The organism is Streptomyces sp. KPB2, assembly GCF_003950055.1.
GTDB classification, from domain to species: Bacteria; Actinomycetota; Actinomycetes; order Streptomycetales; family Streptomycetaceae; genus Streptomyces; species Streptomyces salinarius.
In genome coordinates, this window is sequence record NZ_CP034353.1 from 5,522,407 (window position 1) to 5,547,643 (window position 25,237).

At 71.8% G+C, this 25,237-nt stretch carries 24 protein-coding genes; 12 read left to right on the forward strand and 12 right to left on the reverse strand.

Translation table 11 applies throughout. The features are described from left to right. Nucleotides 1-21: 21 nt before the first annotated feature. The 3 genes from era to D1J63_RS24835 form a co-directional block, all read right to left on the reverse strand. Nucleotides 22-975, reverse strand: coding sequence for a GTPase Era (era, locus tag D1J63_RS24825; protein WP_164410384.1), 954 nt, complete (start codon nt 973-975; stop codon nt 22-24). Nucleotides 976-1,040: 65 nt separating this feature from the next. Continuing rightward, the gene (locus tag D1J63_RS24830; RefSeq protein WP_125631760.1) at nt 1,041-1,397 is read right to left on the reverse strand and encodes a cytidine deaminase; all 357 of its coding nucleotides are present in this window, start codon (nt 1,395-1,397) and stop codon (nt 1,041-1,043) included. Nucleotides 1,398-1,479: 82 nt separating this feature from the next. Further along, nucleotides 1,480-2,376, reverse strand: coding sequence for a helix-turn-helix transcriptional regulator (locus D1J63_RS24835; protein WP_164712961.1), 897 nt, complete (start codon nt 2,374-2,376; stop codon nt 1,480-1,482). A 109-nt stretch (nt 2,377-2,485) separates the two neighbouring features. On the opposite strand from D1J63_RS24835, the gene D1J63_RS24840 reads away from it, so the two are divergent. Continuing rightward, the gene (locus D1J63_RS24840; protein ID WP_164712962.1) at nt 2,486-3,946 is read left to right on the forward strand and encodes an MFS transporter; all 1,461 of its coding nucleotides are present in this window, start codon (nt 2,486-2,488) and stop codon (nt 3,944-3,946) included. Here D1J63_RS24840 and D1J63_RS24845 read toward each other — a convergent pair. The 7 genes from D1J63_RS24845 to D1J63_RS24875 all read right to left on the reverse strand — a co-directional run bounded on the left by D1J63_RS24845 (nt 3,908) and on the right by D1J63_RS24875 (nt 10,034). Next, nucleotides 3,908-4,282 (reverse strand): MmcQ/YjbR family DNA-binding protein, encoded by a 375-nt coding sequence (locus D1J63_RS24845; RefSeq protein ID WP_102929107.1) that lies wholly within the window; start codon nt 4,280-4,282, stop codon nt 3,908-3,910. The genes D1J63_RS24840 and D1J63_RS24845 overlap by 39 nt on opposite strands. Continuing rightward, nucleotides 4,279-5,589, reverse strand: coding sequence for a hemolysin family protein (locus tag D1J63_RS24850; RefSeq protein WP_102929108.1), 1,311 nt, complete (start codon nt 5,587-5,589; stop codon nt 4,279-4,281). Before D1J63_RS24850 ends, D1J63_RS24845 begins: the two co-directional genes overlap by 4 nt. After that, a complete protein-coding gene (ybeY, locus tag D1J63_RS24855; RefSeq protein ID WP_125631764.1) occupies nt 5,586-6,083 on the reverse strand; it encodes an rRNA maturation RNase YbeY in 498 nt (165 codons plus the stop codon). Before ybeY ends, D1J63_RS24850 begins: the two co-directional genes overlap by 4 nt. Before the next feature lie 12 nt (nt 6,084-6,095). Beyond that, a complete protein-coding gene (locus D1J63_RS24860; RefSeq protein ID WP_061444832.1) occupies nt 6,096-7,175 on the reverse strand; it encodes a PhoH family protein in 1,080 nt (359 codons plus the stop codon). Between the two features lie 105 nt (nt 7,176-7,280). Next, complete coding sequence (locus D1J63_RS24865) at nt 7,281-8,618, reverse strand: GH1 family beta-glucosidase (RefSeq protein WP_125631766.1); 1,338 nt, start codon at nt 8,616-8,618, stop codon at nt 7,281-7,283. Nucleotides 8,619-8,675: 57 nt separating this feature from the next. Beyond that, complete coding sequence (locus D1J63_RS24870) at nt 8,676-8,942, reverse strand: protealysin inhibitor emfourin (RefSeq protein ID WP_102929112.1); 267 nt, start codon at nt 8,940-8,942, stop codon at nt 8,676-8,678. A 21-nt stretch (nt 8,943-8,963) separates the two neighbouring features. After that, the gene (locus D1J63_RS24875; RefSeq protein WP_102929113.1) at nt 8,964-10,034 is read right to left on the reverse strand and encodes a M4 family metallopeptidase; all 1,071 of its coding nucleotides are present in this window, start codon (nt 10,032-10,034) and stop codon (nt 8,964-8,966) included. Nucleotides 10,035-10,386: 352 nt separating this feature from the next. On the opposite strand from D1J63_RS24875, the gene leuA reads away from it, so the two are divergent. The 4 genes from leuA (at nt 10,387) to D1J63_RS24895 (ending at nt 15,113) form a co-directional block, all read left to right on the forward strand. Continuing rightward, nucleotides 10,387-12,108 (forward strand): 2-isopropylmalate synthase, encoded by a 1,722-nt coding sequence (gene leuA, locus D1J63_RS24880; RefSeq protein ID WP_125631768.1) that lies wholly within the window; start codon nt 10,387-10,389, stop codon nt 12,106-12,108. Between the two features lie 184 nt (nt 12,109-12,292). Continuing rightward, nucleotides 12,293-12,988, forward strand: a complete 696-nt coding sequence (locus tag D1J63_RS24885; RefSeq protein ID WP_125631770.1) for a TerB family tellurite resistance protein — start codon at nt 12,293-12,295, stop codon at nt 12,986-12,988. A gap of 151 nt (nt 12,989-13,139) precedes the next feature. Then, nucleotides 13,140-14,057: an SCO2523 family variant P-loop protein gene (locus D1J63_RS24890; protein ID WP_125631772.1), complete on the forward strand. Its 918-nt coding sequence runs from the start codon at nt 13,140-13,142 to the stop codon at nt 14,055-14,057. Between the two features lie 123 nt (nt 14,058-14,180). Then, entirely contained in the window at nt 14,181-15,113 is a 933-nt protein-coding gene (locus D1J63_RS24895) for an FAD-dependent oxidoreductase (RefSeq protein WP_309317874.1), read from the forward strand. On the opposite strand, the gene D1J63_RS24900 is transcribed toward D1J63_RS24895, so the two are convergent. Beyond that, entirely contained in the window at nt 15,102-16,328 is a 1,227-nt protein-coding gene (locus tag D1J63_RS24900; RefSeq protein ID WP_125631776.1) for a GNAT family N-acetyltransferase, read from the reverse strand. The genes D1J63_RS24895 and D1J63_RS24900 overlap by 12 nt on opposite strands. A 104-nt stretch (nt 16,329-16,432) precedes the next feature. Here D1J63_RS24900 and D1J63_RS24905 point away from each other — a divergent pair, with 104 nt between their 5' ends. The 7 genes from D1J63_RS24905 to D1J63_RS24935 all read left to right on the forward strand — a co-directional run bounded on the left by D1J63_RS24905 (nt 16,433) and on the right by D1J63_RS24935 (nt 24,708). Beyond that, a complete protein-coding gene (locus D1J63_RS24905) occupies nt 16,433-17,398 on the forward strand; it encodes an SCO2522 family protein (RefSeq protein ID WP_164713230.1) in 966 nt (321 codons plus the stop codon). A gap of 1 nt (nt 17,399) precedes the next feature. Further along, a complete protein-coding gene (locus D1J63_RS24910; RefSeq protein WP_125631778.1) occupies nt 17,400-18,407 on the forward strand; it encodes an SCO2521 family protein in 1,008 nt (335 codons plus the stop codon). Nucleotides 18,408-18,528: 121 nt separating this feature from the next. After that, nucleotides 18,529-20,610: an MMPL family transporter gene (locus tag D1J63_RS24915; RefSeq protein WP_125631780.1), complete on the forward strand. Its 2,082-nt coding sequence runs from the start codon at nt 18,529-18,531 to the stop codon at nt 20,608-20,610. Nucleotides 20,611-20,677: 67 nt separating this feature from the next. Further along, nucleotides 20,678-21,958 (forward strand): histidine kinase, encoded by a 1,281-nt coding sequence (locus tag D1J63_RS24920; RefSeq protein ID WP_164712963.1) that lies wholly within the window; start codon nt 20,678-20,680, stop codon nt 21,956-21,958. Further along, nucleotides 21,955-22,629 carry a response regulator transcription factor gene (locus tag D1J63_RS24925; RefSeq protein ID WP_164712964.1) on the forward strand — a complete coding sequence of 225 codons (675 nt, stop codon included), beginning with the start codon at nt 21,955-21,957 and terminating at the stop codon, nt 22,627-22,629. The genes D1J63_RS24920 and D1J63_RS24925 overlap by 4 nt, the downstream gene beginning before the upstream one ends. An 89-nt stretch (nt 22,630-22,718) precedes the next feature. After that, nucleotides 22,719-23,867 carry an abortive phage infection protein gene (locus tag D1J63_RS24930; protein WP_125631783.1) on the forward strand — a complete coding sequence of 383 codons (1,149 nt, stop codon included), beginning with the start codon at nt 22,719-22,721 and terminating at the stop codon, nt 23,865-23,867. Nucleotides 23,868-24,411: 544 nt separating this feature from the next. Further along, complete coding sequence (locus D1J63_RS24935; RefSeq protein WP_125631785.1) at nt 24,412-24,708, forward strand: hypothetical protein; 297 nt, start codon at nt 24,412-24,414, stop codon at nt 24,706-24,708. Between the two features lie 177 nt (nt 24,709-24,885). On the opposite strand, the gene D1J63_RS37325 is transcribed toward D1J63_RS24935, so the two are convergent. Next, entirely contained in the window at nt 24,886-25,206 is a 321-nt protein-coding gene (locus D1J63_RS37325) for a hypothetical protein (protein ID WP_232249858.1), read from the reverse strand. Nucleotides 25,207-25,237 lie beyond the last annotated feature (31 nt).

Consider the following 25,237-nt stretch of genomic DNA (forward strand, 5'->3'; position numbering starts at 1 on the left):
CACGGGCGCCGCCGGGGCGCCTCAGAACCCGAGCCGTCGCAGCTGCTTCGGGTCGCGCTGCCAGTCCTTGGCGACCTTCACGTGCAGGTCCAGGAAGACCGGGGTGCCGAGGAGCGCCTCGATCTGCTTGCGGGACTTGATGCCGACGTCCTTCAGGCGCTTGCCCTTGGGGCCGATGATGATGCCCTTCTGGCTGGGGCGCTCGATGTAGACGTTCGCGTGGATGTCGAGGAGGGGCTTGTCCGCCGGGCGGTCCTCGCGCGGGAGCATCTCCTCGACGACCACCGCGATGGAGTGCGGCAGCTCGTCCCGTACGCCCTCCAGCGCGGCCTCGCGGATCAGCTCCGCGACCATGACCTGCTCGGGCTCGTCGGTCAGGTCGCCCTCGGGATAGAGCGCGGGGCCCTCGGGCAGCAGCGGGGTGAGGAGGTCGGCCAGGAGGTCCACCTGCTGGTCGGTCGTGGCGGACACCGGGACGATCTCCGCCCAGGTGATGCCCAGCTCCTTGCCCAGCTGGTCGACGGCGATCAGCTGCTCGGCCAGGGCCTTGGAGTCCACCAGGTCGGTCTTGGTGACGATCGCGATCTTCGGGGTCTTCTTGATCCCCGCCAGCTCCTTCGCGATGAAGCGGTCACCGGGGCCCAGCTTCTCGTTGGCCGGCAGGCAGAAGCCGATCACGTCCACCTCGGCCCACGTGGTGCGCACCACGTCGTTGAGCCGCTCGCCCAGCAGCGTGCGCGGCTTGTGCAGCCCCGGGGTGTCCACCAGGATCAGCTGGGCGTCCTCGCGGTGCACGATGCCCCGCACCGTGTGCCGGGTGGTCTGCGGGCGGTTGGACGTGATCGCCACCTTCTGCCCGACCAGAGCGTTCGTGAGGGTGGACTTGCCCGCGTTGGGGCGGCCCACGAAGCAGGCGAAGCCGGCCCGGTGAACAGCCTCGGCCGGTTCTTCGGATGACTGGGTACGAACGCTCATGGCGCCCATTGTCCCTGATCCCCGAAGCCCCGCCGTACCACGGTCGCCCGCCGGGCCCGCGAGCGTCAGCCCGCGCTGACCGTCTCCCGCACCGTCCCGTCGGGCGAGGCCACCAGCACCGGCGTCTGCGGGCCGCCCAGGTCGCGCACCGCCGCCCGGTCCTCCGCCGACGCCGACTGCGACTCGGTCACCACGGCCGCCGCCTCCAGGGACTTCGCACCGGACGCCACCGCCATCGCCACCGCCGTGCGCAACGCGCTGAGCCGCAGGGAGTCCAGGGCGACGGTCCCGGCGACGTACGTGCGGCCGGTCTCGTCGCGTACGGCGGCGCCCTCGGAGACGCCGTTGCGGGCGCGGGCCGAGCGGGCCAGGGTGACGATCTTGCGGTCCTCGGGGTCGAGGCCGGGGGTCTCGGTGGTCATGGGGTGAGCATACGTAGCCCCGCCGGGCGCCGGTCCGCTCGCCCCGGCACCGGTCCGCTCCCGCCCGGACACCGGCCCGCCCTCATCCCGCCACCGGGTACATCGCCCCGCGCCGGCCCTCCGGCGAGGCCAGCCACTCCAGCTTCGCCGCCGTGTTCGCCTCGTCCAGCGGTGTGTGCAGCACGATCGTCAGGTCCGGCCGCGCGGGCACCTGGAGCGCCGTCGACTCCAGGCTCAGCAGGCCGACCAGCGGGTGGTCCAGCTCCTTGCGGATCTGCCCCGCGTCCTCGATGTCCCGCTCCTCCCACAGCGCGGCGAACTCGGCACTGGCCTCCCTCAGATCGGCCAGCACCTGCTGGAACCCCTCGTCGTCCGGATTGGCCGCGCAGGTCGCGCGGAACTGGGCGACGACCGTGCGCGCGTTGTGCTCCCAGTTGCGGGCGCGGGAGCGGTACAGCGGGTCGGTGAAGAAGTCGAGGATGCAGTTCCACGTCGTCTCGGGCCGCATGCCCAGCACCATCGCGGCCGCGTCGTTGTACAGCACGCAGTTGTAGTACCGGTCCATGATGTGCGCCGGATACGGCATCCAGGTGTCGATCAGCCGCCGCAGTCCCTCGCACATGTCCCGCTTGGCCGGCTCCACCTCGGCGGCGGGCGGGTTCAGCCCGGCCAGCACGTACAGGTGGCGGCGCTCGGCGTTGCTGAGCCGCAGCACCCGGCCCACCGCGTCCAGGACCTGCGGGGAGACGGAGATGTCGCGGCCCTGCTCCAGCCACTGGTACCAGGACGCGCCCACCCCGGCGAGCACGGCCACCTCCTCGCGGCGCAGCCCCGGCGTCCGCCGCCGCGCCCCGCCGTCCGGCAGACCGACCTCGGCCGGGGACACCCGCGCCCGCCGGCTCATCAGGAACTCCCGCAGCTCACTGCGGCGCCGGTCCCGGCCCGACGACGCCTCCGCCCGCGTGATCACGTCCGGCACGTACGTACTCCCCCCGTAGTCATCCCGATCATCCCGGTGCCTGGTGGTGGCACCACCAGGACAATCGGCGTCTCCCCACAACTATTCCGGGGGCCCGAGGCTCATGTCCATGGCGATCGACACCACCCCGACTTCCACCCCGGCCCCCGCGGCCGGACAGCAGGCCGCCCCGCGGCTCTCGGCCCGCGACCGGCTCGTCCTGTTCGTGCTCTGCGCGGCCCAGTTCATGGTCGCGCTCGACTTCTCCGTCCTGAACGTCGCCCTGCCCGTGCTCGGCGCGGACCTCGGCATGAGCACCTCCGCCCTCCAGTGGGCGGTCACGGCGTTCGCGCTGCCGTCCGGCGGGTTTCTGCTGCTCTTCGGCCGCATGGGCGACCTCTACGGCCGCCGCCGGCTCTTCCTGGCCGGGCTCGCGCTCTTCGGCGCCGCCTCCCTGCTGGCCACGCTCGCCTGGGACCCGGCCTCCTTCCTCGCCGGACGCGCCCTCCAGGGGCTCGGCGCGGCGGCCATCGTCCCGACCGGCATGTCCCTGCTGACCACGACCTTCCCCGAGGGCCCCGCCCGCGACCGCGCCCTCGGCATCTCCGGCACCCTGCTCTCGCTCGGCTTCACCGTCGGCATGGTGGCCGGCGGCGTCCTGACCGACCTGCTGAGCTGGCGCTCCACCATGGGCCTGCTCGCCCTGTTCGCCCTGATCGTGCTGCCCCTCGCGCCCCGTCTGCTGCCCGAGTCGCGGACCCCGGAGCGGCCCCGCCTCGACGTCCCCGGCGCGGTCACCGTCACCGGCGGCCTGCTCTCCCTCATCTACGCCCTGACCACGGCCGCCGAGCACGGCTTCGGCCGTACCGACGTCGTCGTCACCCTCGTCGCGGGCCTGCTGCTCCTGGCCGCGTTCGTGGCCGTCGAGTCGCGCACCGCCGCGCCGCTCGTCTCGCTGCCGATGCTGCGCCGCCGCACGGTGGCCTGGGGCAACCTGGGCGGACTGGTCACCTTCTCGATGATGTCGACGATCGTCTTCGTGCTCACCCTGTACTTGCAGGAGATCCTGCGCCTGAGCGCCTTCGAGACCGGTCTGGTCTTCGGCGTGCAGGGCGTGCTGTCGGTGGTGGCCGGCTCCCTCGCCCCCCGCGTCATCGGCCGCTTCGGCGCCCGCCGCACCCTGGTCGGCGCGCTCGCCGGGCAGGGGACCCTCGGCCTGTCCCTGCTGGCCCTGGGGGAGGGCGGCTGGTCGGTGCTGCTCGCCACCGCCGCCGTGTCCCTGGCCAGCATGTGCCACCTGGGCGCGATCATCTCCTACGGCCTGACCGTCACCTCCGGCGTCCCCGACGAGGAGCAGGGACTGGCGACCGGCCTGGTCACCTCCACCCAGCAGGTCGGCATCACCGTCGGCATCCCGCTGCTCGGCGTGCTCGCCACCACCGCCGCGGACCTGCGCTCCGGCGTCCACACGGTGCTGGTCCTGGACGCGGCGATCGTGCTGGCGGCGGCCGTACTGGTCGCGGTGGGGCTGCGTGGCAACCGGACGGCGGGCTCAGGGACGGTCGAGGCGGAGCCGGTCGGCGCGCGGTAGACCGGCGACGACCAGGTCGTACGAGTCCTCCACGAGCTCCCGGACCACGCGGTCCGGGAGCCGTCCTCCGTCCGGTCCGCCGGCCACCGTCACCGTGTTCCAGTGCCGCTTGTTCATGTGCCAGCCCGGGACGATCAGGCCCGGGTGCTCGCGCCGCAGCCGGATCGCGTCGTCCGGGTCGCACTTGAGGTTGACGGTGAGCGGGCGCCCGTCCAGCGAGGTGAGCGCGAACATCTTCCCCAGCACCTTGAAGACCGAGATCTCCGGGCTGAAGGGGAAGTCCTCCACCGCGGCGTTGAAGGAGAGACAGAAGCCGCGCAGTTCCCCGGGGGTCATTCCGACACGGCCTCCTCGGCCGAAGCCGGCTTCTCCGCGGCGACCGGCTCCACCAGCACCGTCACGATCTTGTTCCGGCGGCCCGCCGCGGCCTCCGCCGTCAGCCGCAGCTCACGGCCGTCGGGCAGCTCCACGATCGACGAGGCCCCGGCGATCGGGACCCGGCCCAGCGCCTTCGCGAGCAGGCCGCCGACCGTCTCCACGTCCTCGTCGTCGTACTCGTCCAGGCCGTACAGCTCGCCCAGGTCGCCGATGTCCAGGCGGGCGGTGACCCGGAAGCGGTCCCCGCCCAGCTCCTCCACCGGCGGCAGCTCCCGGTCGTACTCGTCGGTGATCTCGCCGACGATCTCCTCGAGGATGTCCTCGATGGTGACGATGCCGGCCGTGCCGCCGTACTCGTCGATGACGACGGCGACGTGGTTGCGCTCCTTCTGCATCTCGCGCAGCAGGTCACCGGCGTTCTTGGTGTCCGGCACGAAGGACGCCGGGCGCATCGCGGTGGACACGAGGTCGCTCTCCGCGTCCCGGCTGATGTGCGTCCTGCGGACCAGGTCCTTCAGGTAGACGATGCCGACGATGTCGTCCTCGCTGTCGCCGGTCACCGGTATCCGGGAGAAACCTGAGCGCAGGGCGAGGGTGAGGGCCTGCCGGATGGTCTTGTAGCGCTCGATGACCACGAGGTCGGTGCGCGGCACCATGACCTCCCGCACCAGCGTGTCGCCCAGCTCGAACACCGAGTGCACCATGCGGCGCTCCTCGGCTTCGATCAGCGACTCCGCCTCGGCGTAGTCCACCAGCGCCCGCAGCTCCGCCTCCGAGGCGAAGGGGCCCCGGCGGAAGCCCTTGCCGGGGGTGAGCGCGTTGCCGATGAGGATGAGCAGCGAGGGGATCGGGCCCATGATCCGGGCCAGCGGCAGCAGTACGTACGCCGCCGCGGTCGCCGTGTTCAGCGGGTGCTGGCGGCCGATGGTGCGCGGGGAGACCCCGACGGCGACGTAGGAGAGCAGCACCATCACCGCGATGGCGATGATCAGCGCCTCGCCGGTGCCGTCGAACTGTCTCAGACAGCCGTACGTGACCAGCGCTGCGGCCGCCATCTCGCAGGCGACGCGGACCAGCAGCGCCACGTTGAGGTAGCGCGTCGGGTCCGCGGCGACCTGGGCGAGCTTCTCGCCGCCCCGGCGCCCGGACCGTACCGCCTCCTCGGCGCGGAAGCTGGAGACCCTCGCGAGCCCCGCCTCCGCGCACGCGGCCAGCCAGGCGACCACCACCAGGGCGACGGCGCCGGCGACGAGCGGGAGACTCATGAGACCGTCGGGGCCGGGGACGGACCGGTCAGGCCCCGCTCCGCACGCCAGCCGTCCACGATGGCGGCCTGCAGACCGAACATCTCGGCCTTCTCGTCGGGCTCCTCGTGGTCGTACCCGAGCAGGTGCAGCACCCCGTGGACGGTCAGGAGCTGGAGCTCCTCGTCCATGGAGTGCTGCGTCGCCGCCTCCGCGCCCTGCTTGGTGGCGACCTCCGGGCAGAGCACGATGTCGCCGAGCAGCCCCTGCGGCGGTTCCTCCTCGTCCTTGGACGGCGGACGCAGCTCGTCCATCGGGAAGGACATCACGTCGGTGGGGCCCGGCAGGTCCATCCACTGGATGTGCAGCTGCTCCATGGCGCCGGCGTCCACGACGATCACCGAGAGCTCGGAGAGCGGGTGGATGCGCATCCGCGCGAGCGCGTAGCGGGCGATGTCGAGGATCGCCTGCTCGTCGACCTCGGTTCCGGACTCGTTGTTGACGTCGATCGACATGGTCGTGCTGGTCTACTTCCCCTTGGCCTTGGCACCGTGTCTGGGTGTCCGGCCGCCGTTGTGGCCGCCGTTCTCGGTGCCGTTCCTGCTGTCGTACTGCTCGTAGGCGTCGACGATACGGCCCACCAGCTTGTGCCGGACGACGTCGTGCGACGTCAGCCGGGAGAAGTGGACGTCCTCGACGCCCTCCAGGATGTCCTGCACCTGCCGCAGACCCGACTTCGTGCCGCCGGGCAGGTCGACCTGGGTCACGTCACCCGTGATCACGATCTTCGAGTCGAAGCCGAGCCGGGTCAGGAACATCTTCATCTGCTCGGGGCTGGTGTTCTGCGCCTCGTCCAGGATGATGAAGGCGTCGTTCAGCGTGCGGCCGCGCATGTACGCCAGCGGGGCGACCTCGATCGTCCCGGCCGCCATCAGCCGCGGGATCGAGTCCGGGTCGAGCATGTCGTGCAGCGCGTCGTACAGCGGGCGCAGATACGGGTCGATCTTCTCGTACAGCGTGCCCGGCAGGAAGCCGAGCCGCTCGCCGGCCTCGACCGCCGGGCGGGTCAGGATGATGCGGTTGACCTGCTTGGACTGCAGGGCCTGCACCGCCTTGGCCATCGCCAGGTAGGTCTTGCCGGTGCCCGCGGGGCCGATGCCGAAGACGATGGTGTGCTTGTCGATCGCGTCGACGTACCGCTTCTGGTTCAGCGTCTTGGGGCGGATCGTGCGGCCGCGCGAGGACAGGATGTTCTGCGTGAGCACCTCGGCCGGGGTCTCCTGGCCGTCGCTCTCCCCGTTCTCGCTCGCCTTGAGCATGGCGATCGAGCGTTCCACTGCGTCCTCCGTCATCGGCTGCCCGGTGCGCAGCACCAGCATCATCTCGTCGAACACGCGCTGTACGAGGGCGACCTCATGCGTGTCACCGACGGCGCTGATCTCATTGCCCCGGACGTGGATGTCGGCCGCCGGGAAGGCCTTCTCGATCACGCGCAGGAGGGAGTCTCCGGAGCCCAGAACGGTCACCATCGGGTGCTGGGCGGGGACGGTGATCTGTGCTCTCGCCTGCCCCTGCGCGGGGGTGTGGGCTGAGGGTGTCTGAGTCATGGGCCGGCGCTCTAGGCCTGCTCGTCCTCCTCTGCGGCGTGCGCCGCGTGACGGGTGTGTCTGCTGACTCCAGCGTACGACTCCCCGTCCACAGCACCGAGTCGTTTATCCGACCGGTACCCGCCGCTGCTCGGCGAGCAGATCCCGGAACCAGCCGTACGACGCCTTGGGCGTGCGCCGGAGCGTCCCGAAGTCCACGTGGACCAGTCCGAAGCGGCGGGCGTACCCCTCGGCCCACTCGAAGTTGTCCAGGAGTGACCACACGAAGTAACCGCGCACGTCCACGCCCGCCTCCATCGCCCGGTGCAGGGCGCGCACGTGCCCGTCGAGGTAGGCGATGCGGTCGCGGTCGTCGAGGCCCTCGTAGGAGCAGCCGTTCTCCGTGATCACGACCGGCGGGAGGCGGTCGCCGTAGCGCTCGCGGAAGCCGGTGAGCAGCTCCGTCAGTCCCTCGGGGACGACCGGCCAGCCGAAGTCCGTCAGCGGCCGCCCTTCGATCTCGCGCACCGAGAAGGGCAGTTCGGCCGGGAGCGTCACCCCGCCGAACTCGATCTCGGCACCCTGCGGGGCGCCCGCCCGCGTCGGCGCGTAGTAGTTCACGCCGTACCAGTCCAGGGGCTCGGCGATGATCTCCAGGTCGGCCGCCACATCACCCGGCATGAGATCGCCGATGCCCTCCGGGTACCGCCCCGTGAGGAGCGGGTCGGCGAACATCCGGTTCAGCAGGAGGTCGTAGAACTCCGCCGCCTCCCGGTCCGCCGGGTCGTCGGAGGCGGGCCAGGTCGGGCCGTGCGAATTGGCGATGCCGACGTCCGTGGCCCCGGCCGCGCGCAGGGCCCGTACCGCGAGCCCGTGTGCGAGCAGCTGGTGGTGGGCGGTCGGCAGCGCGTCGAACAGCAGCTTCCGGCCGGGGGCGTGGGTGCCCAGGGCGTGGCCGAGCAGGGTGTGCTCGGCGGGCTCGTTGAGGGTGATCCACTTGCCGACCCGGTCGCCGAGGCGCCCCGCGACGACCGACACGTACGCGGCGAACCGGGCCGCCGTGTCCCGCTCCAGCCAGTCGAGGCCGGCCGGCAGGTCCCAGTGGAAGAGGGTCGGCACCGGCCGCACGCCCGCCGCGCACAGCTCGTCCACCAGGCGGTCGTAGAAGTCGAGGCCGCCGGGGGAGTCCACCCGGGGCCAGGAGACCGAGAAGCGGTAGGCGTCCACGCCGAGGTCCGCGAGCAGGGCGACGTCCTCGCGGTAGCGGTGGTAGTGGTCGCAGGCCACGGCCGCCGTCGAGCCGTCCTTCACCCGCCCGGGCTCGGCCGTGAAGGCGTCCCACACGGACGGCCCCCGCAGTCCGGCCGCGCCCTCGATCTGGTGCGCGGACGTGGACACGCCCCACAGGAAGCCGTCCGGGAACCGCGGCATCGGCTGCGTCGGCAGTGCGTCGTCAGTCGCCATGCGCGGATCATCCGTACCCGCGGTGAGCGAAGTCAACGCCCGTGCACGCGGGCGGCGTTACGCGCCCTCCTTCAGTACCCGCGAGATCAGCGCCCGCTGCTCGTCGGTGAGCCGGGGGTCGGCGGCGTACACCGTCCGCCCGTCCACGGTGAGCTGGTAGCTGAACCCGTCCGGCACCCCGACCGGCGGGGTGGTCCGGCCGTCGGCGACCGCCCGCTCGGCCAGGGCGTGCCACTCGCCCGCGTCGGGGCGTCCCGCCGTGTCGACCTCCGCGTGGCGTTCGATGCCCGCGAAGCCTCCTGTGCGCCTCACCTGAATCCGCATGGACCCGTGTCTAGTACGGAACTACAGCGTCCGCACCCCGACCTGCTCCCAGGCCTTGCGCACCGCCTCCAGCTCGTCCGCGTCGCCGTAGCGCTCCCGGGCGGCCTTCAGGGTCAGCGTCGCGAAGTCCGCGAACAGCGCGTCCTGGGCCAGCTCGCCGCCGGTCAGCACGTCGTACCAGATCTGCCCGGCGCGCTCCCAGGCGTGCCCGCCGAGCGCGGTGGCGAGGAGGTAGAAGGCGTGGTTGGGGATGCCGGAGTTGATGTGCACGCCGCCGTTGTCCCGGCCGGTGCGCACGAAGTCGTCCATCGTCGCGGGCTGCGGGTCCTTGCCGAGCACGTCGTCGTCGTAGGCCGTGCCCGGCGCCTTCATGGAGCGCAGGGCCTCGCCGGTCACGCGGGGTGCGAGCAGCCCGGCGCCGATCAGCCAGTCGGCCTCGGCGGCGGTCTGGCCCTGCGCGTACTGCTTGATGAGGGAGCCGAAGACGTCCGACACCGACTCGTTGAGCGCGCCGGGCTGGCCGTAGTAGGTCAGGTTGGCGGTGTGCTGGGTGACGCCGTGGGTCAGCTCGTGGCCGATCACGTCCAGGGCCACGGTGAAGTCGAGGAAGATCTCCCCGTCCCCGTCGCCGAAGACCATCTGCTCGCCGTTCCAGAACGCGTTGTTGTACTCGCGGTCGTAGTGCACGGTCGCGTCCAGCGGCAGTCCGGCGCCGTCGATGGAGTCGCGCCGGTACACCGTGAGGTAGTGCTCGAAGGTGGCGCCCAGGCCCGCGTAGGCGCGGTTCACGGTGGCGTCCTGGCCGGGCTCGTCGCCCTCGCCGCGCACCTTGCGGCCCGGCAGGTCGGTGCCGTGCCGGGCGTCGTAGATCGTGCGCTGCGGCTTCCCGGGCTCGGCGCCGGCGAGCGGGGCCACGGAGGGGGCGCCGATGACCGTGGTCAGACCGCGGCGGGTGCGCTCCAGGGCGTCGCGCTGGAGCGTGCGCCGGGCGGGCCCGGCGAGCACGGGATCCGCGTGCTGGGCGAGCCGGTCGAGCACGTGGGGCGGCACGATGGTGCAGAAGACGGGCTGGAAGCCCCCGTATGTCGTCATGTCCGGCACTTTCGCACTGTGTGACCGTGCTGTCACCACCCGCAACCACGATTGGTGCACGACGGCGCCAAGGTGGCCCCGCGATCCGGCCACGAGTGGTATACGGCACTTTTTGTCCCGGTTCCGGCCTCGGTCCCGCATACTGATACGGACCCGCGTGACCCGCGTGACTCGGCTAAGGTGCTGGGCATCATGCGATTCGGGCTGCTTCTCCTTAGCTGCCGCGGCGAGGGCCTGTAGAGGCCGACTCCCTCCCCGCGGAGCTTGGTGGTGCCGTCGGCCGTCCTTCCGGACACGCGGACGACGCGGACACCGCCGAGATCCGCGGACATCACGAGGAGCCCACGCCATCATGGCCAACCGCCAGCAGCCCAGCCCCATGCCGACCGCCAAGTACCGCGGCTACGACCAGGTCGACATCGCCGACCGCACCTGGCCCGACCAGCGGATCACCACCGCTCCCCGCTGGCTCTCCACCGATCTGCGCGACGGCAACCAGGCCCTGATCGATCCCATGTCGCCGGTCCGCAAGCGCGCCATGTTCGACCTGCTGGTCAAGATGGGCTACAAGGAGATCGAGGTCGGCTTCCCGGCCTCCGGCCAGACCGACTTCGACTTCGTACGGTCCATCATCGAGGACCCGGACGCCATCCCGGACGACGTCACCATCTCCGTACTGACCCAGGCCCGCGAGGACCTGATCGAGCGCACGGTGGAGTCCCTGAAGGGCGCCAGGCGGGCCACCGTCCACCTGTACAACGCGACCGCGCCGGTCTTCCGCCGGGTCGTCTTCCGCGGCTCGCGCGACGACATCAAGCAGATCGCGGTCGACGGCACCCGCCTGGTCATGGAGTACGCCGAGAAACTGCTGGGCCCGGAGACGGAGTTCGGCTACCAGTACTCGCCGGAGATCTTCACCGACACCGAGCTGGACTTCGCCCTGGAGGTCTGCGAGGCGGTGATGGACACCTACCAGCCCGGCCCCGGCCGCGAGATCATCCTCAACCTGCCCGCCACCGTGGAGCGTTCCACCCCGTCCACGCACGCCGACCGCTTCGAGTGGATGGGCCGCAACCTGTCCCGCCGCGAGCACGTCTGCCTGTCCGTCCACCCGCACAACGACCGCGGCACGGCGGTGGCGGCGGCCGAACTGGCGCTGATGGCCGGCGCCGACCGCATCGAGGGCTGCCTGTTCGGGCAGGGCGAGCGCACCGGCAACGTCGACCTGGTCACGCTGGGCATGAACCTGTTCTCCCAGGGCGTCGACCCGCAGATCGACTTCTCCGACATCGACGAGATCCGTCGCACGTGGGAGTACTGCAACCAGATGGAGGTCCACCCGCGCCACCCGTACGTGGGCGACCTGGTCTACACGTCCTTCTCCGGCTCCCACCAGGACGCCATCAAGAAGGGCTTCGACGCGATGGAGGCCGACGCGGCGGCTCGCGGGGTCACCGTCGACGACATCGAGTGGGCCGTCCCCTACCTGCCGATCGACCCCAAGGACGTCGGCCGCTCCTACGAGGCGGTCATCCGCGTCAACTCGCAGTCCGGCAAGGGCGGCATCGCCTACGTCCTGAAGAACGACCACAGCCTGGACCTGCCGCGCCGGATGCAGATCGAGTTCTCGAAGATCATCCAGGCCAAGACGGACGCCGAGGGCGGCGAGATCACCCCGACCGCGATCTGGGACGTCTTCCAGGACGAGTACCTGCCCAACCCGGACAACCCCTGGGGCCGCATCCAGGTCGCCAACGGGCAGACCACGACCGACCGCGACGGCGTCGACACCCTCACCGTCGACGCCACGGTCGACGGCGAGGAGACCACCCTGGTCGGCACCGGCAACGGCCCGATCTCGGCGTTCTTCCACGCGCTGCAGGGCGTCGGCATCGACGTACGGCTGCTGGACTACCAGGAGCACACGATGAGCGAGGGCGCCTCCGCGCAGGCCGCCTCCTACATCGAGTGCGCCATCGGCGACAAGGTGCTGTGGGGCATCGGAATCGACGCGAACACCACGCGCGCCTCGCTGAAGGCCGTCGTCTCCGCCGTCAACCGCGCGGCGCGCTGACCAGCCGAATCAGTGGTTTGAGGTCCCGCTCGCCGGAAAACGGCGGGCGGGGCCCCGTCATATACCGGCCATATATCTGTGATGGTCACGAAAAGGTCTCGTCCCGGGTACTGACTCCACGTCGGTGATGTGGCTAACATCACGCCAGCGCGACGATGCTGTCGCGCCGTTACGGAGGTGCGACGTGCTGCCTGGACGGGGACGAACCAGCCGAGCTGTCCGGCTGCCACGCATCCTGGGCACCCGCACCGCGTGGACACCCGTGGGCGACGGCGAGTTCTTCTGCCCCGGCTGCGGCGGCGACCGCAACTACACCCGGCTCACCGGCCACCGCCGCTTCACCGTGCTCGGCGTGCCCGTGCTGCCGCGCGGCGAGTCGGCGCCGGCCGTCGAGTGCGCGGCCTGCCGCCGCCACTACGGCACCGACGTCCTCGACCACCCGACCACCACCCGCTTCTCCGCGATGCTCCGCGACGCCGTCCACACCGTCGCCCTCGCGGTCCTGACCGCGGGCGGCACCTGCTCCCGCACCTCTCTGGAGACCGCCGCCGTGGCGGTGCGCGCGGCCGGCTTCGACGACTGCACCGAGGACCGGCTGAACGCGCTCGTCGAGGCCCTGGAGGCGGACACCGGCCGGGTCCGCGGCGAACCCTGCGTGCCGGGCCTGGCGATAGAACTGCACGAGGCCCTGGACCCGCTGGCCCCGCACCTCGCCGCCGTCGGCCGCGAGTCGATCCTCCTCCAGGGCGCCCGCATCGCCCTGGCCGACGGCCCCTACACCCCCGCCGAACGCGACGCCCTGGCCACGGTCGGCGCGGCCCTGACCCTCTGCTCCGACGACGTCACCCGCCTCCTGGAGTCGGCGGGGACGCCGTCGTGATTCCCCCGTCCACGGCCCGCGACGCCGCCGCGCCGTGGTCTCGGTTCGACGTACGGAGGCGCACCTGATCACCACACCCTCCCGGTTCCCGCGCGGCCACGCCGGGCCCCACCACGGCCCCGCCCTCGCGGCAACCCGGGAGGCGTGAGCCGTGCTCGTCTTCGCCGCCTCCGACAAAGGGGGCACGGGACGCTCGGTGACCAGTGCGAACCTCGCCTACCGTCGCGCGCTGGGCGGCGACCATGTCGCCTACCTGGATCTCGACTTGGGCTCGCCGACCGTCCCCGCCGTCTTCGACGTGGCCGACGCCCCGCGCGGCACCGGAGAGCGCGGTCTGCATTCCTACCTGGAGGGCGAGACGGCCGAGCCGGCCAGGATCGACGTCTGGCGGCGGACCGAGCGCACTTCGCCGCACTCCCGCCCCGCCCGCTCCGGTCGTCTCGTCCTGTTCCCCGGCGACATCGGAGGCGGCGAGATCGCCGCCGGTGAGGACGGTCTGGAGCGGTGCGTCGATCTGTTGCTGAAGCTCGACGCAGAGTTCGACCTCACCGTCGTGGACCTCACCGCCGGCCGCAGCTACGCCGTCGACATGGTGCTCACCGCCACCGCCCGCCCCCGGATGCGCCACACCGTCTTCCGGTGGCTCGTCTTCCACCGCTGGACCCGCCAGCACGTGATCGCCGCCGCCGGACTGGTCCACGGCGAGCACGGCATCGTCCGAGGCGGGGTGGAACGCGGCCACCACGAGGAGGCCCTGCGGTCCGCCCTGCGCTTCGTACGAGCGGCGGTCCCCGACCTCGACTCGCCCCTGTGGCCCATGCTCTCGCCCGCCCAGTCCGGCTGGATGCGGGCCTGCGACGAGGCGCTGCGCCGACTCGCCGCCGAGCACCGGGTCGGCGACGACGTCGTCCTCGGCGTCGTACCCCTGGAACCCACACTCCAGTGGCGCGAGCAGCTGATCACGGATGAGGACGTCCTCATCCACCAGACGGCGAACAAGGAGACCCTCGAGGCGCTGGAGGAGATCGCCCGGCGGCTGACCGACGACTCCTGCTGGGGGCGGCCGTGACGCAGCGCCGTTCCTTGCCGCCGGACACGGTTCGGTTAGCCTCGGTGATCAGGGAATCGGTGCCGACCCGCCCGGTTCCGACCGCGCTCATGACGGAGGCGAGCAGTGTCGGCCAACGCGGTGGTGATCGGTGCCGGAGTCGCAGGTCTGACGACAGCGCTGTGTCTCGCGGAGTCGGGAATGCGGGTGAGGGTGGACGCCGACCTCGCCCCCGGTGAGACGACCTCGGCGGCCGCGGGCGCGATGTGGGACCCCTACCTGGCCGAGCCCCGCGCACTGGTGGAGCGCTGGGCAGTGACGACCCTGGCGGAACTCACCTCCCTGAGCTCCGACGGCGACACGGGGATCCGCATCGTGGAGGGGACCCAGGAGTCCAGGACCCCCTGCCCCCTGCCGACATGGGCCGGCGCCGTCGGCGCGCGCCGGTGCACGCCGGAAGAGCTCAGGCAGGGCTTCGTCACCGGATGGCGCTACCGTGCTCCCGTCGTCGACATGCCGCGCTACCTGGATTACCTGGCCCGGCGGTTCACTCGGGCGGGAGGCACGTTCCGCCGTCATCGCTACGAGACGGTGGCGGACGCGATGCGTGAGGCACCGGTGGTGGTCAACTGCTCCGGTACGGGAGCACGAGCCCTGGTGGACGACCCCGAGGTCGAGGCGGTGCGGGGCCGGCTCGTCGTGGTGGAGAACCCCGGCATCGCGTCGTTCTTCTGCGACGACACCCCGGGAGCGGACCAACTCACCTACATCTACCCGCACTCCGACACCGTGGTGCTCGGCGGAACATCCGGCCGGGGCGAGTGGGACGTCACGTTCGACGACGGGGCTGCCGAGCAGATCGTCCGCCGGTGCGTTGCCGTGGAGCCGTCCCTCGCCGGTGCCCGGGTCCTCGAACAGCGGGTGGGGCTGAGGCCGGTGCGCAAGCGCGTCCGACTGACGGACGAGCGGCACGAGGACGGGCTGCTGGTGCACAACTACGGCCACGGTGGGGCCGGAGTGACTCTTTCCTGGGGCTGTGCGCGAGAAGTGGTGGAACGGGTGCGGTCAACCGGGTGACTGACCGATGCGCCACTGCCGACGCTCCGCGATGTCGGCCTCGGACCCCCGGTGGAAGAGATACAGCCAGGTGCGGGCCGCAAGGGTGAGGACCAGGACGGTGGTCCACGGCCAACTGGTGGCATCGGCGGCCACCAGGCCCGCGCCGACTGCCGGCGAGGCCGCGGTGAGCACCGTCAATGCCCGCTCGGCCAGGCTCCGTCGGAAGCGGTGGGCGATGGAGAACTCGGACCGTTCGTACCAGGCGATGGCGGCGCTGAGCGCGACGGCCAGCACCATCGTCGTCCAGAGATTCCCGCTGGCCTGTGCGTACGTCACGGGAAGGGAGATCAGGAAGGGGAGCACGCCACCGTACTCGGACAGCACGTTGCCCCATTTCATGACCTTCCCGAACGAGTTGGAGCGGATACGGGCCAGCTCGCCGGAAGCACTCGCGTACACGATCAGGGAGAGCACCGTGCTGAACGTCGCCCCGATGAGGAGCAGACGCACGTCGTCGGGGAAGCGGGTCGACGAGAAGGCGAAGCCGAGGAGGAAGGTGATGGCGGCGAGGATGGATCCCGCGAAGGCGATGCCCGCCGCCGCCTCCCCGGACTGAAGCGTGGCCGGATCGTCCTGTTCGAACCGGGCCACCTCGAACGCCGATCCGCCGCCCAGCGGCAGCAGCGCCGTCACCGCGTGGTCGGACGGGGCCAGGGACTCGGCGAGTTGCTCCCGGTCCTCCACCGGGACGAGATGCCGGGCGTCCGGGTCCACATACGCGATGCGTGGCTTGTGCTGGTAGTGAATGCGTACGTCCTCCTCGGAACCACCGGTGCGCATGAGCCTGGTGCCCAGGAAGCCGCACGACAGGAAGAGCCGTGACAGCGCCGTGTCCCGGGGATCGGCCAACACGGATATGAGCGGCGGCTCGGACTGCCGGCCGGAGAAGTCCCGCACGGCATCGGCCAGCAGCTGGGCGGCGACGCCCCGACGGCGCCTCGCCGGGTGCACCGCTATCACGGAAAGGCGCACATGGCCCTCCGACGGTGCCTCGGCCACGAGGCAGCCCGTCAACACGCCGTCGGTTTCCGCGACTCGGACCAAGCCGCGCGCCACGGCGGTGTCCAGTCGGCCGGAGGAAGGGATGGCGGCCGCGGCACACGAGTCCATCAGCAGCGATTGCAGCCGGGCCCGGTCGGAAGCGTCGGCCTTCCTGGTGGACCATGCGGGCATGTTCGTCCATTCCGGTCAGCCTGAGTCTCCGGGCTTGTATGTTACCGATCGACACAGGTCTCCAAGAGTCCTTCGGCCACGGAACGCAGGGAGCTGATGTGTCTGTGAGGGACGGCGTGTTCCGCGAGACCGCCGCCGAGCCGGGCACGCGGTCCGTGCCGCTGGCCCACCTCTCCGTGGAGCTCGGCCACCTCTACATGGAGGACTTCGAGGCCGGCCCGGAGCGGCTGCGCGCGCACTTCGCCGAAGTACGGCCCTGGGTGGAGGCGGCCCGTACCGCCGCCACCGCCCGGTCCGGCGGCAAGCGGCCCCGCATCAGCACCTGCTTCCTCATCGACGACTACTTCACCCGTTTCTCCACCCCCGCCGAGGTCGTCCCCATGCTCCTCGCGGAGGCCGAGCGGGCCGGACTGACCGTCGACTACCTGGCCCGCGAGTCCGGCTGCGCCGTCACCGGCAAGATCCCCGTCGCCGAGGCGGTGGCCGCCCGCATCGTCGAGTCCCCGCCGCCCGGCAGCTACGGCCTGCGTCCGCCCGCCGCGCAGACCGGCTGGCTCGCCAACGGTGAACGCAGCCCCGTCGCCCGCGCCCCGCAGGCCATGAAACGGGCCGTGCCCTGGCAGCCCCCGCACGAGACCGCCGCCCGCCGCCACTCCGTCTTCCTCGACGTGGAGCTGTGGAGCGACGACGCCGACGGACAGCGCCTGTGGTCCTGCCCCTTCCTCGCCGCCGTCTGGCAGCTCGCCCGCCTCGGACTCCTGCGCAACGAGGGCGAGGCCGTCCTCGTCCCCCAGCCCCACACCCCCGGTGGCTTCCCCGACCGGTGGGACGATCTGCCCACCCTGCTGAAGCTCCACGACCGCGCGGACCCCTTCGCCGCCTACCGCACCTGTTCCGTCCTGCCCACCCGCTTCCTCCCCGTCGAACACGCCGTCCGTGTGATCCTCGACCAGGTCGAGGTCGACCCGGGAGCACTGGCGCAGGTCGCCGACCGCTCCGGGAAGGAACGCATGCCCGTCCCCGACTCGGTCGCCGACCGCATCTCCTACGTGTACTACTCGGGGCCCTGACATGGCGCCGCGGCAGAGCACCCCGCCCGCCGTCCTCGCCTGCGGCGAGATCCGCACCTGCCTGCTGCCCGCCCGGCAGGCCCTCGACAGCCGCTCCGCCGCCCAGCTCCTCGGCCTGCGCGCCGGCGAACGCGTCCTGCTCTCCGAACGCCCCGGCCTCTACGCGCGTTCCCCCGACACCCTCACCGGCGTCGACTGCCCCCTGCCCAGCGTCAACGGCGCCCGCGTCCGCGCCGTCGGCACCGTCACCGCCCACGCCGCGCTCACCGAGGGCCGCGTGTTGCAGACCTCCGCGCACTGCCGCCTGCCCGGCACCGGACCCGACCGGCGGCGGCCCTGGGGCGAGTACCTGGTGCGGCCCGGCGTCGTCGAACCGCTCGGCAGACTCCCGCACGAGGCCGTCGCCCAGGGCGTCCTCGGCGGCCCCCGCCAAGGCGACCTCGACGTCGGACTCGTCGCCGACGGCCTGCTCACCCGCGTGCTGCGCCACCCCCTGCTCGACCAGCGCCCGCCCTTCCGCTCCCGCCCCACCCGGCTGCGCTGGGCGGCGCTGCCCGCCCCACCCGGCGAGGGCCCCTCGCTGGAACGGTTCACCCTCGCCGAGGACGAACTGCGCACCGTGCGCCTGCGCGTGCCCGAGGGCACCTCCGGCACCGAACTGGCCGCGCTCTGCGACGACCTCGCCCTGCACGACTGGCTGCTCACCACCGTCGTCCGCATGCTCGACGGCCTCCGTCTCGGCGCCGGAGCCGCCCAGGACGCCGCCACCGTCGTACGGACGCTGCGCCCGGCCGTCGACCACCTGCTCCACCTGTGGATGCCCGGCGCCCGGGTCGGCCGCGAACTGGCCGCGCTGTGGGACCCGCTGGAGGAGCGCCCCGGCTTCACCCGGCAGTGGCAGGCCCTGGTGCAGCGCATCCGCGACCAGCTCATCCTGCACGCCGTTCCCGCGGTCAACCGGGAGGTGGGCCCTGCCCCCGGGCCGCCCGCCGTACTCCCCCGGGAGTAACGAACCCCCCGCGTCACCCCGGGCAGTAGTCGCAGGGTCGGTCTCACGTCCGACGCGGCGGGGTGTGGGGGGCGGAAGTGTGGAGGTCTACCCAGACACCCACCGGAGGGAGGCCCGTCAGATGGGGGCCACGACGACAGGCGCGGGGCGGCGGCGGGCCGTGCCCTGGCTGGTGCTCGGACTGTGGATCGCCGTGCTGGCGATCGCCTCGCCGTTCGCGGCGAAACTCGGCGACGTGCAGCGCGACCGGGCCGTCGACTACCTGCCCGCGAGCGCCGACTCGACGCAGGTCGCCAAGATCCAGGAGCGGCTGCCGGGCGGCGAGGCCACCGAGATGGTCCTCGTCTACCACCGGGACGGCGGACTGACCGCCGCCGACAAGAAGACCGCCGCCGGGCAGGTCGCCGAGATCGCGGGCGCGCACGAACTCACCGGGCGTCCCGCGGGCATCCCGTCCAAGGACGGCACCACCCTCATGTACCCGGTGGCCTCCACCGAACCCGGCACGGACGAGAAGGCCCGCGACGCACTCGTCAACGACGTACGGGACGTCGCGAAGGGCGGCGACGGGCTCAGCGTCGAGGTGGGCGGGGCGGGCGCGCTCGCCACCGACGCCTCCGAGGTCTACAACTCCCTGGACGGCCCGCTGCTCTACACCACCGCCGCCGTGGTCGCCGTCCTCCTGATCCTCATCTACCGCAGCCCCTTCCTGTGGCTCGTCCCGCTCGCCGTCGCCGGAATGGCCGACTACCTCTCCATGGGCGTCGCCTACGGCCTGAACCAGGTCTTCGGCACCGCCGTCTCCGGCCAGAGCAGCGGCATCATGACCATCCTCGTCTTCGGCGTCGGCACCGACTACGCGCTGCTGCTGGTCTCCCGCTACCGCGAGGAACTGCGCCGCGTCGAGCGGCCGTACGACGCCATGCTCGCCGCCCTGCGCGGCTGCGGGCCCGCCGTGCTCGCCTCCTCCGGCACCGTCGCCGCCGGCCTGCTGTGCCTGCTCGCCGCCGACCTCAACTCCAGCCGGGGCATGGGCCCCCTCGGCACCGTCGGGGTGCTGTGCGCGCTGGCCGCCATGCTGACGCTGCTGCCCGCGCTGCTGGTGCTGCTCGGCCGCCGTGTCTTCTGGCCGCTGGTGCCCCGCTACGGCAGCACGCCCAAGGCCCGCCGCTCGCTGTTCGCCGCGATGGGCAGCTCCGCCGAACGCCGGCCCCGCACCGTCCTGGTGGGCGGCGCCGTCCTGCTCGGCGCCCTCGCGCTGGGCACGTTCGCCCTGCCCGGCAGCATCAAGCAGGAGGACTCCTTCACCACCCGCCCCGACGCGATCGCCGCCATGGAGACCCTCGCCGACGCCTTCCCGGAGTCCGGCACCCAGCCGATCACCGTCATCAGCCCCACCGACCGCGCCGGCGCCGCGCTCGCCGAGATCCGCTCCACCGAGGGAGTCGAGAGCGCCGAGGCCGGCCGCAGCGGCGACGGGTGGACCGAGCTGACCGTCCTGGCCTCCACGCCGCCCCAGTCGGCCGCCGAGACCGCCACCATCGAGGAACTGCGCGACAAGCTCGACGGCTCCTACGTCGGCGGTCCCAGCGCCCAGCAGATCGACCTTGAGGACACCAACGCGCGGGACACCGTCATCGTCGTACCGATCGTGCTGCTGTCGGTGCTGCTGATCCTCACCGTGCTGCTGCGCTCCCTGGTCGCGCCGCTGATCCTGGTCGCCGCCGTCGTCGCCGTGTGGGGCGCCGCCCTCGGCATCGGCGGCCTCGTCTTCGACCCCCTCTTCGGCTTCGAGGGCACCGACCCCGGGCTCGGCCTGCTCTCCTTCGTCTTCCTGGTCGCCCTCGGCGTCGACTACGGCATCTTCCTGATGCACCGGATGCGCGAGGAGGCCCTGCACGGGGCCGAACCCACCGAGGCGGCCCTGTCCGCGCTGCGCACCACCGGCGGCGTCATCGCCTCGGCCGGGCTGGTCCTCGCGGCCACCTTCGCCGTGCTCACCAGCATGCCGATGGTGCAGCTCGTCGAGCTGGGCTTCGTCATCGCGGTCGGCGTCCTGCTCGACACCTTCCTGGTCCGCACCTACCTGGTCACCAGCGCCAGCGTCGCCCTGCGGCGCCGGGTGTGGTGGCCGGGGCGGCTGTCCCGGGAGCCCGGACCGTCCTCGCCGGACGGCGGCGTGCGGGAAACCGTCGGTGTCTGAGGTGCCGGACGACCGGAGCGCGCCCCTCCCCTCCCGGTGGGGCGCGCGGGTCACGGAGTATGGACGCGTGCACCCCACCACCGAGGCCGCGTCCCGCCCCCGCGTCGGCGAGCGGATCATCGCCGCCATCAACCGCGACCCGCGCACCGCCCCGCACGGCACCCGCAACGACGCCGTGCTCGCCGCGGTCCTCCTCACCGGCGCCGTCTGTCTGGCGCTCCTCACCCACGAGGCCCAGCGCCCGGACGCCCTCGGCTGGACGCTGCTGGTCGCCGCCCACGTCCCGATCGTGTGGCGGCGGCGCCGTCCGCTGCTGGTGCTCGCGGTGTTGATGGTCCTGGTCGTGCCCTACCACGCGATGGACAACAACCACACCGCGATCGGCCCCGCCTCCTACGTGGCCCTGTACACCCTGGCCGTCACCGGCCGCCCCCTGCGCACCGTCGTGACCGGCGTCGCGGTCCTCACCGTGTCGGTCAGCATCATGCTCACCGTCAACACCCACCAGGCCCTCGAACTGCTCCGCATCTCCGGCTGGGTGATCGCCATTCTCTTCTGCGGCATCGACATCCGCTACTACCGCCAGTACGTCGCCGCCATCGTGGACCGCGCCGAACGTGCCGAACGCACCCGCGAGGAGGAGGCCCGGCGCCGCGTCGCCGAGGAACGCCTGCGCGTCGCCCGGGACCTGCACGACCTCCTCGCACACAGCATCACCCTCATCGGCGTGCAGACCTCCGTCGCCGCCCACGTCCTGACCGCCGACCCCGAACGCCTGGACCGCGCGGCCGTCGCCAAGGCCCTCGACGACATCGCCGAGACCTGCCGCTCGGCACGCGGCGAACTGCGCACCACCCTCGAAGTACTCAGGGCGCAGGACGCCGCCGCCGTACCCGACGCCCGCGGCCCGCTGCCCGGCCTGAGCGGCCTGTCCGACCTGGCGCGGAGCGCCCGGACGGCCGGAGCACACGTGGACCTGTCGGTGGACGCCGACGACGTCCCGCCGGCGGTCGGCGCCGCCGTCTACCGCATCACGCAGGAGGCGCTGACCAACGTCGTACGGCACGCCGGGCCGAAGCCGTCCGTCCGGGTCGAGGTGCACGCCGGGCCGGGCGCCCTGCGCCTTTCCGTCACCGACGACGGCACCGGCCCCGACCCGTCCGGCACCCCCGGCTTCGGCCTCGTCGGCATGCGGGAGCGGGCCCGCAGCGTCGGGGGCACACTCGACGCCGGGCCGCGCCGGGGCACCGACGGCTTCGAGGTGACGGCCGTACTGCCGACCCCCGCCACGCCCCTGACGACGACCACGACGACGACCACGACGATCACCTCGGAGAGAACCGCATGACGATTCGCGTGCTGCTGGCGGACGACCAGAACCTCGTCCGGGCGGCGTTCGCCCTGCTCGTGGCCTCGGCCCCCGACATGGAGGTGGTCGGCGAGGCGGGCACCGGGCGCGAAGCCGTGGAGCTGGCCCGCACCCAGCGCGCCGACCTGGTCGTCATGGACGTACGCATGCCCGACCTGGACGGCATCGAGGCGACCCGGCTGATCGCCGCCGACGAGGACCTGGCAGGTGTGAAGGTGCTGGTCCTCACCACCTACGACACCGACGAGAACGTCGTCGACGCACTGCACGCGGGCGCCTCCGGATTCCTGGTCAAGGACACGAGGCCCGCCGAACTCCTGGACGCCATCCGCACGGTGACGGCGGGCGACGCGCTCCTGTCGCCCGGCCCGACGGCCCGCCTGATCGAGCGCTTCCTGCGCAGCCCGTCGGCGCTCCACCCGTCCGGATCGGGCCCCGACTGCCTTTCCGACCGGGAACGCCAGGTCCTCACCCTGGTGGCCCGGGGCCTCAACAACACGGAGATCGCCGAAGCCCTGGGCCTGAGCCCGCTCACCGCGAAGACCCACGTCAGCCGCATCATGGGCAAGCTGGAGGTGCGGGACCGGGCCCAACTCGTCATCGTGGCCTACGAGTCGGGCCTGGTGACGCCGGGCATCGGCACCGGCTGACCTTCGACGCCGCGCGGCCTACCGAAGTCACGGTGCCGTAGACCGAGGGAGGAGTGTCGAAGACGCCCGGAATCGGCACAGTTGGCCGCATGGAGAAGACCAGCACAGGCACGGAAGACAAGGGCATGAGCCGGGCACGGTTCCTCGCGGGGGCGGCGGCACTGGGGCTCGCGGGGGCGGTGCTCCCGGCGGCCGGCGCGCAAGCGGGGGACGCGCGGACCGGGCGGCCGGGGCGGGGCCTGACCCGCCGGGGCGTCGTCTACACCGTCGGGGCGGGAGAGACACCCGGCACGGCCTGGGACCCGGCGCGGATGCGCGCCGACATCCGGGCCATCCGCCGCGACCTGCACGCCAACACCGTGGACGTCACCGGAGACGGCATCGAACGCCTCACCGCCACCGCCGCCGAGGCCGCCGAACGGGGCCTGCACGTCTGGCTCCAGCCCACCCTCGGCGACGTCCCGCAGCGCGACATCCTGGAGCACCTCGCCGAGTGCGGCCGGTTCGCCGAGCGGCTGCGCAGGCAGGGGGCGGGCGTGGAACTCAGCGTCGGCTGCGAGTTCTGGCTCTTCGTCCCCGGCATCGTCCCGGGGGAGACGGCCCAGGAACGCATCGAGAACCTCCAGAACGGCACTGCGGACCCGGAACAGGTGCAGCGCAGGCTGACCGCCTTCACCGCGAGGGCGGCGGCGGTCGGCCGCTCCGTCTTCGACGGCCGGCTGAGCTACGCCGCCGCCCAGGACGACGAGGTCGACTGGACCCTTTTCGACGTGGTCGGCATCGACTACTACGCGTACCACGCGGACCCCGCCGACCACGTCCGCGAGCTGCGCCGGTACATGGGCTGGGGCAAGCCCCTGGCGATCACCGAGTTCGGCACCTGCACGTACGCGGGGGCGCCGCAGGCGGGCGGCATGGGCTGGTCCGTGGTGGACTACGACAAGGATCCACCGGAGATCAAGGGGAACCTGGTCCGCAGCGAGCACACCCAGGCCGCCTACCTGACGGACCTGCTGTCGGTCTTCGAGTCGATGGGCCTGTACGCCGCGATGGCCTTCGAGTTCCTCACCGCCGACGCCCCGCACCGCCCCGGCGACCCGCTGCACGACTTGGACATGGCGAGCTACGCCATCACCAAGCCGGTCAGGGACCGCCCCGACGACCCCGTGTCCCCCTGGCACTGGGAGCCCAAGGAGGCCTTCCACGCCCTGGCCCGCCGCTATGCCCGCACCCGCTAGCGCGTCATCACTTCCCCGAGCACGTCGTCCACCGGGGTGGCGCTCACCTCGACGCGTCAACGCGGTCGCCGTGCATCGCGGAATCGGTCGACAGACGCAGCCGTGAAGCACTGCGATGACTGCAACCGTCCGTGGGAGTTGCTCTTGGTGGCAGAGGGGGAACTGCCCGCACCCGCCCTCGGATCGACGAGGCATTGGCCAGGCGCCTGGTCGAATGCGACCTGATGATTGACTCCTACGCCGCCGTCAACCCCCGGCTCGCCGCGCAGAACGTCCGGCAGCATTGGCCGTCCGCCAGGCAGGTGCACACGAGAGGACGACTCACCATTCGACTGGTACATCCGGGAACTGCACGTCACCGCTCACCCCACATCCAGAAACGAGTGCACTAGTGGCCACATTCGAGATGACCCCGGACGAACAGTCCCAGTGTGTTCAAGGGGTCATTCAAGGACTCATCAGCAGGGCACCAGAGGGATGGTCCGAGCTCAGGTACGCCTATAGATCCACGGTCGGGTTCAGCAGCTCAGACCTTGAATTCACCATGCGCGACGGCAGCAAGGAGGTCGGGACGGCGCCCGTGGCGGTTTTCGACGCCATGGACGACCTCCGCCATGCCATGCATGAACCAGGGAAGGGAACGTGGTTCACTGCGGTGATCACCGCAGACGCATCTCTGCGGTATCAAACGACCTTCGAATACGACTCCGAGCCGGACTTTGTGCCGCAGATCAACGCCGGCAGCTACCTTGACGACATGCGGCACTTCCCACGCACCGAGGAGAACACCCCGGACTGGCTGAAGCGCAGACTGGAAGAAGCGCGGCACGAGGCTCCATGAGACGGGTTCCGCTTCGGTGGATCCAAGTGGCTTGTTGCGGAAGGGCACCCGGACATGAGTGTTGGCCCGTGACAGATCGCCATACCGCACGGGTTCGTCGTCGGACCCTGCAGTTTCGCGAACCGGTAGGTCACGGATGAGCGTCTGTGACAGGCGTCGGGGAGAGCGCCGTGCGGGCTAGGGGAGGGTCACGTTGCTCTCGAAGTTGAGCCAGGCGAGGGAGGCGATGGTGCCCATTGAGGGGCACAGCTCCCGCAGCTTGGCCGGGTCGGTCTTGGGCGGGGTGGAACCCATGGCGTAGCAACCGAGCTTGCGGACGGTGTTCACCGACTTCACCACGTGGTCCGCGGACTTCTCGACCTCGGTGTACTCACCGTCGGGGAAGTCGCGCCCGATGCTTTCGGCCATCGCGCCGGCGAGTTCCGCGGCGGCGGTGAGGTCCTCTCCGCATCCGGGGTCGTCCCAGGGGACGTGGCTGCACATCGGGGAGGTGCTCATGCCGTAGGCGATGCGGTAGAGCGGCAGCAGC

What these genes read in the sequence shown, in the direction of transcription:
- era (WP_164410384.1), bottom strand. Translation starts at nt 975, where the DNA reads ATGAGCGTTCGTACCCAGTCATCCGAAGAACCGGCCGAGGCTGTTCAC.
- D1J63_RS24830 (WP_125631760.1), bottom strand. Translation starts at nt 1,397, where the DNA reads ATGACCACCGAGACCCCCGGCCTCGACCCCGAGGACCGCAAGATCGTC.
- D1J63_RS24840 (WP_164712962.1), top strand. Translation starts at nt 2,486, where the DNA reads ATGGCGATCGACACCACCCCGACTTCCACCCCGGCCCCCGCGGCCGGA.
- D1J63_RS24845 (WP_102929107.1), bottom strand. Translation starts at nt 4,282, where the DNA reads ATGACCCCCGGGGAACTGCGCGGCTTCTGTCTCTCCTTCAACGCCGCG.
- D1J63_RS24850 (WP_102929108.1), bottom strand. Translation starts at nt 5,589, where the DNA reads ATGAGTCTCCCGCTCGTCGCCGGCGCCGTCGCCCTGGTGGTGGTCGCC.
- ybeY (WP_125631764.1), bottom strand. Translation starts at nt 6,083, where the DNA reads ATGTCGATCGACGTCAACAACGAGTCCGGAACCGAGGTCGACGAGCAG.
- D1J63_RS24860 (WP_061444832.1), bottom strand. Translation starts at nt 7,175, where the DNA reads ATGACTCAGACACCCTCAGCCCACACCCCCGCGCAGGGGCAGGCGAGA.
- D1J63_RS24865 (WP_125631766.1), bottom strand. Translation starts at nt 8,618, where the DNA reads ATGGCGACTGACGACGCACTGCCGACGCAGCCGATGCCGCGGTTCCCG.
- D1J63_RS24870 (WP_102929112.1), bottom strand. Translation starts at nt 8,942, where the DNA reads ATGCGGATTCAGGTGAGGCGCACAGGAGGCTTCGCGGGCATCGAACGC.
- D1J63_RS24875 (WP_102929113.1), bottom strand. Translation starts at nt 10,034, where the DNA reads ATGACGACATACGGGGGCTTCCAGCCCGTCTTCTGCACCATCGTGCCG.
- leuA (WP_125631768.1), top strand. Translation starts at nt 10,387, where the DNA reads ATGGCCAACCGCCAGCAGCCCAGCCCCATGCCGACCGCCAAGTACCGC.
- D1J63_RS24900 (WP_125631776.1), bottom strand. Translation starts at nt 16,328, where the DNA reads ATGCCCGCATGGTCCACCAGGAAGGCCGACGCTTCCGACCGGGCCCGG.
- D1J63_RS24910 (WP_125631778.1), top strand. Translation starts at nt 17,400, where the DNA reads ATGGCGCCGCGGCAGAGCACCCCGCCCGCCGTCCTCGCCTGCGGCGAG.
- D1J63_RS24915 (WP_125631780.1), top strand. Translation starts at nt 18,529, where the DNA reads ATGGGGGCCACGACGACAGGCGCGGGGCGGCGGCGGGCCGTGCCCTGG.
- D1J63_RS24925 (WP_164712964.1), top strand. Translation starts at nt 21,955, where the DNA reads ATGACGATTCGCGTGCTGCTGGCGGACGACCAGAACCTCGTCCGGGCG.
- D1J63_RS24930 (WP_125631783.1), top strand. Translation starts at nt 22,719, where the DNA reads ATGGAGAAGACCAGCACAGGCACGGAAGACAAGGGCATGAGCCGGGCA.
- D1J63_RS24935 (WP_125631785.1), top strand. Translation starts at nt 24,412, where the DNA reads ATGCGCGACGGCAGCAAGGAGGTCGGGACGGCGCCCGTGGCGGTTTTC.
- D1J63_RS37325 (WP_232249858.1), bottom strand. Translation starts at nt 25,206, where the DNA reads ATGAGCACCTCCCCGATGTGCAGCCACGTCCCCTGGGACGACCCCGGA.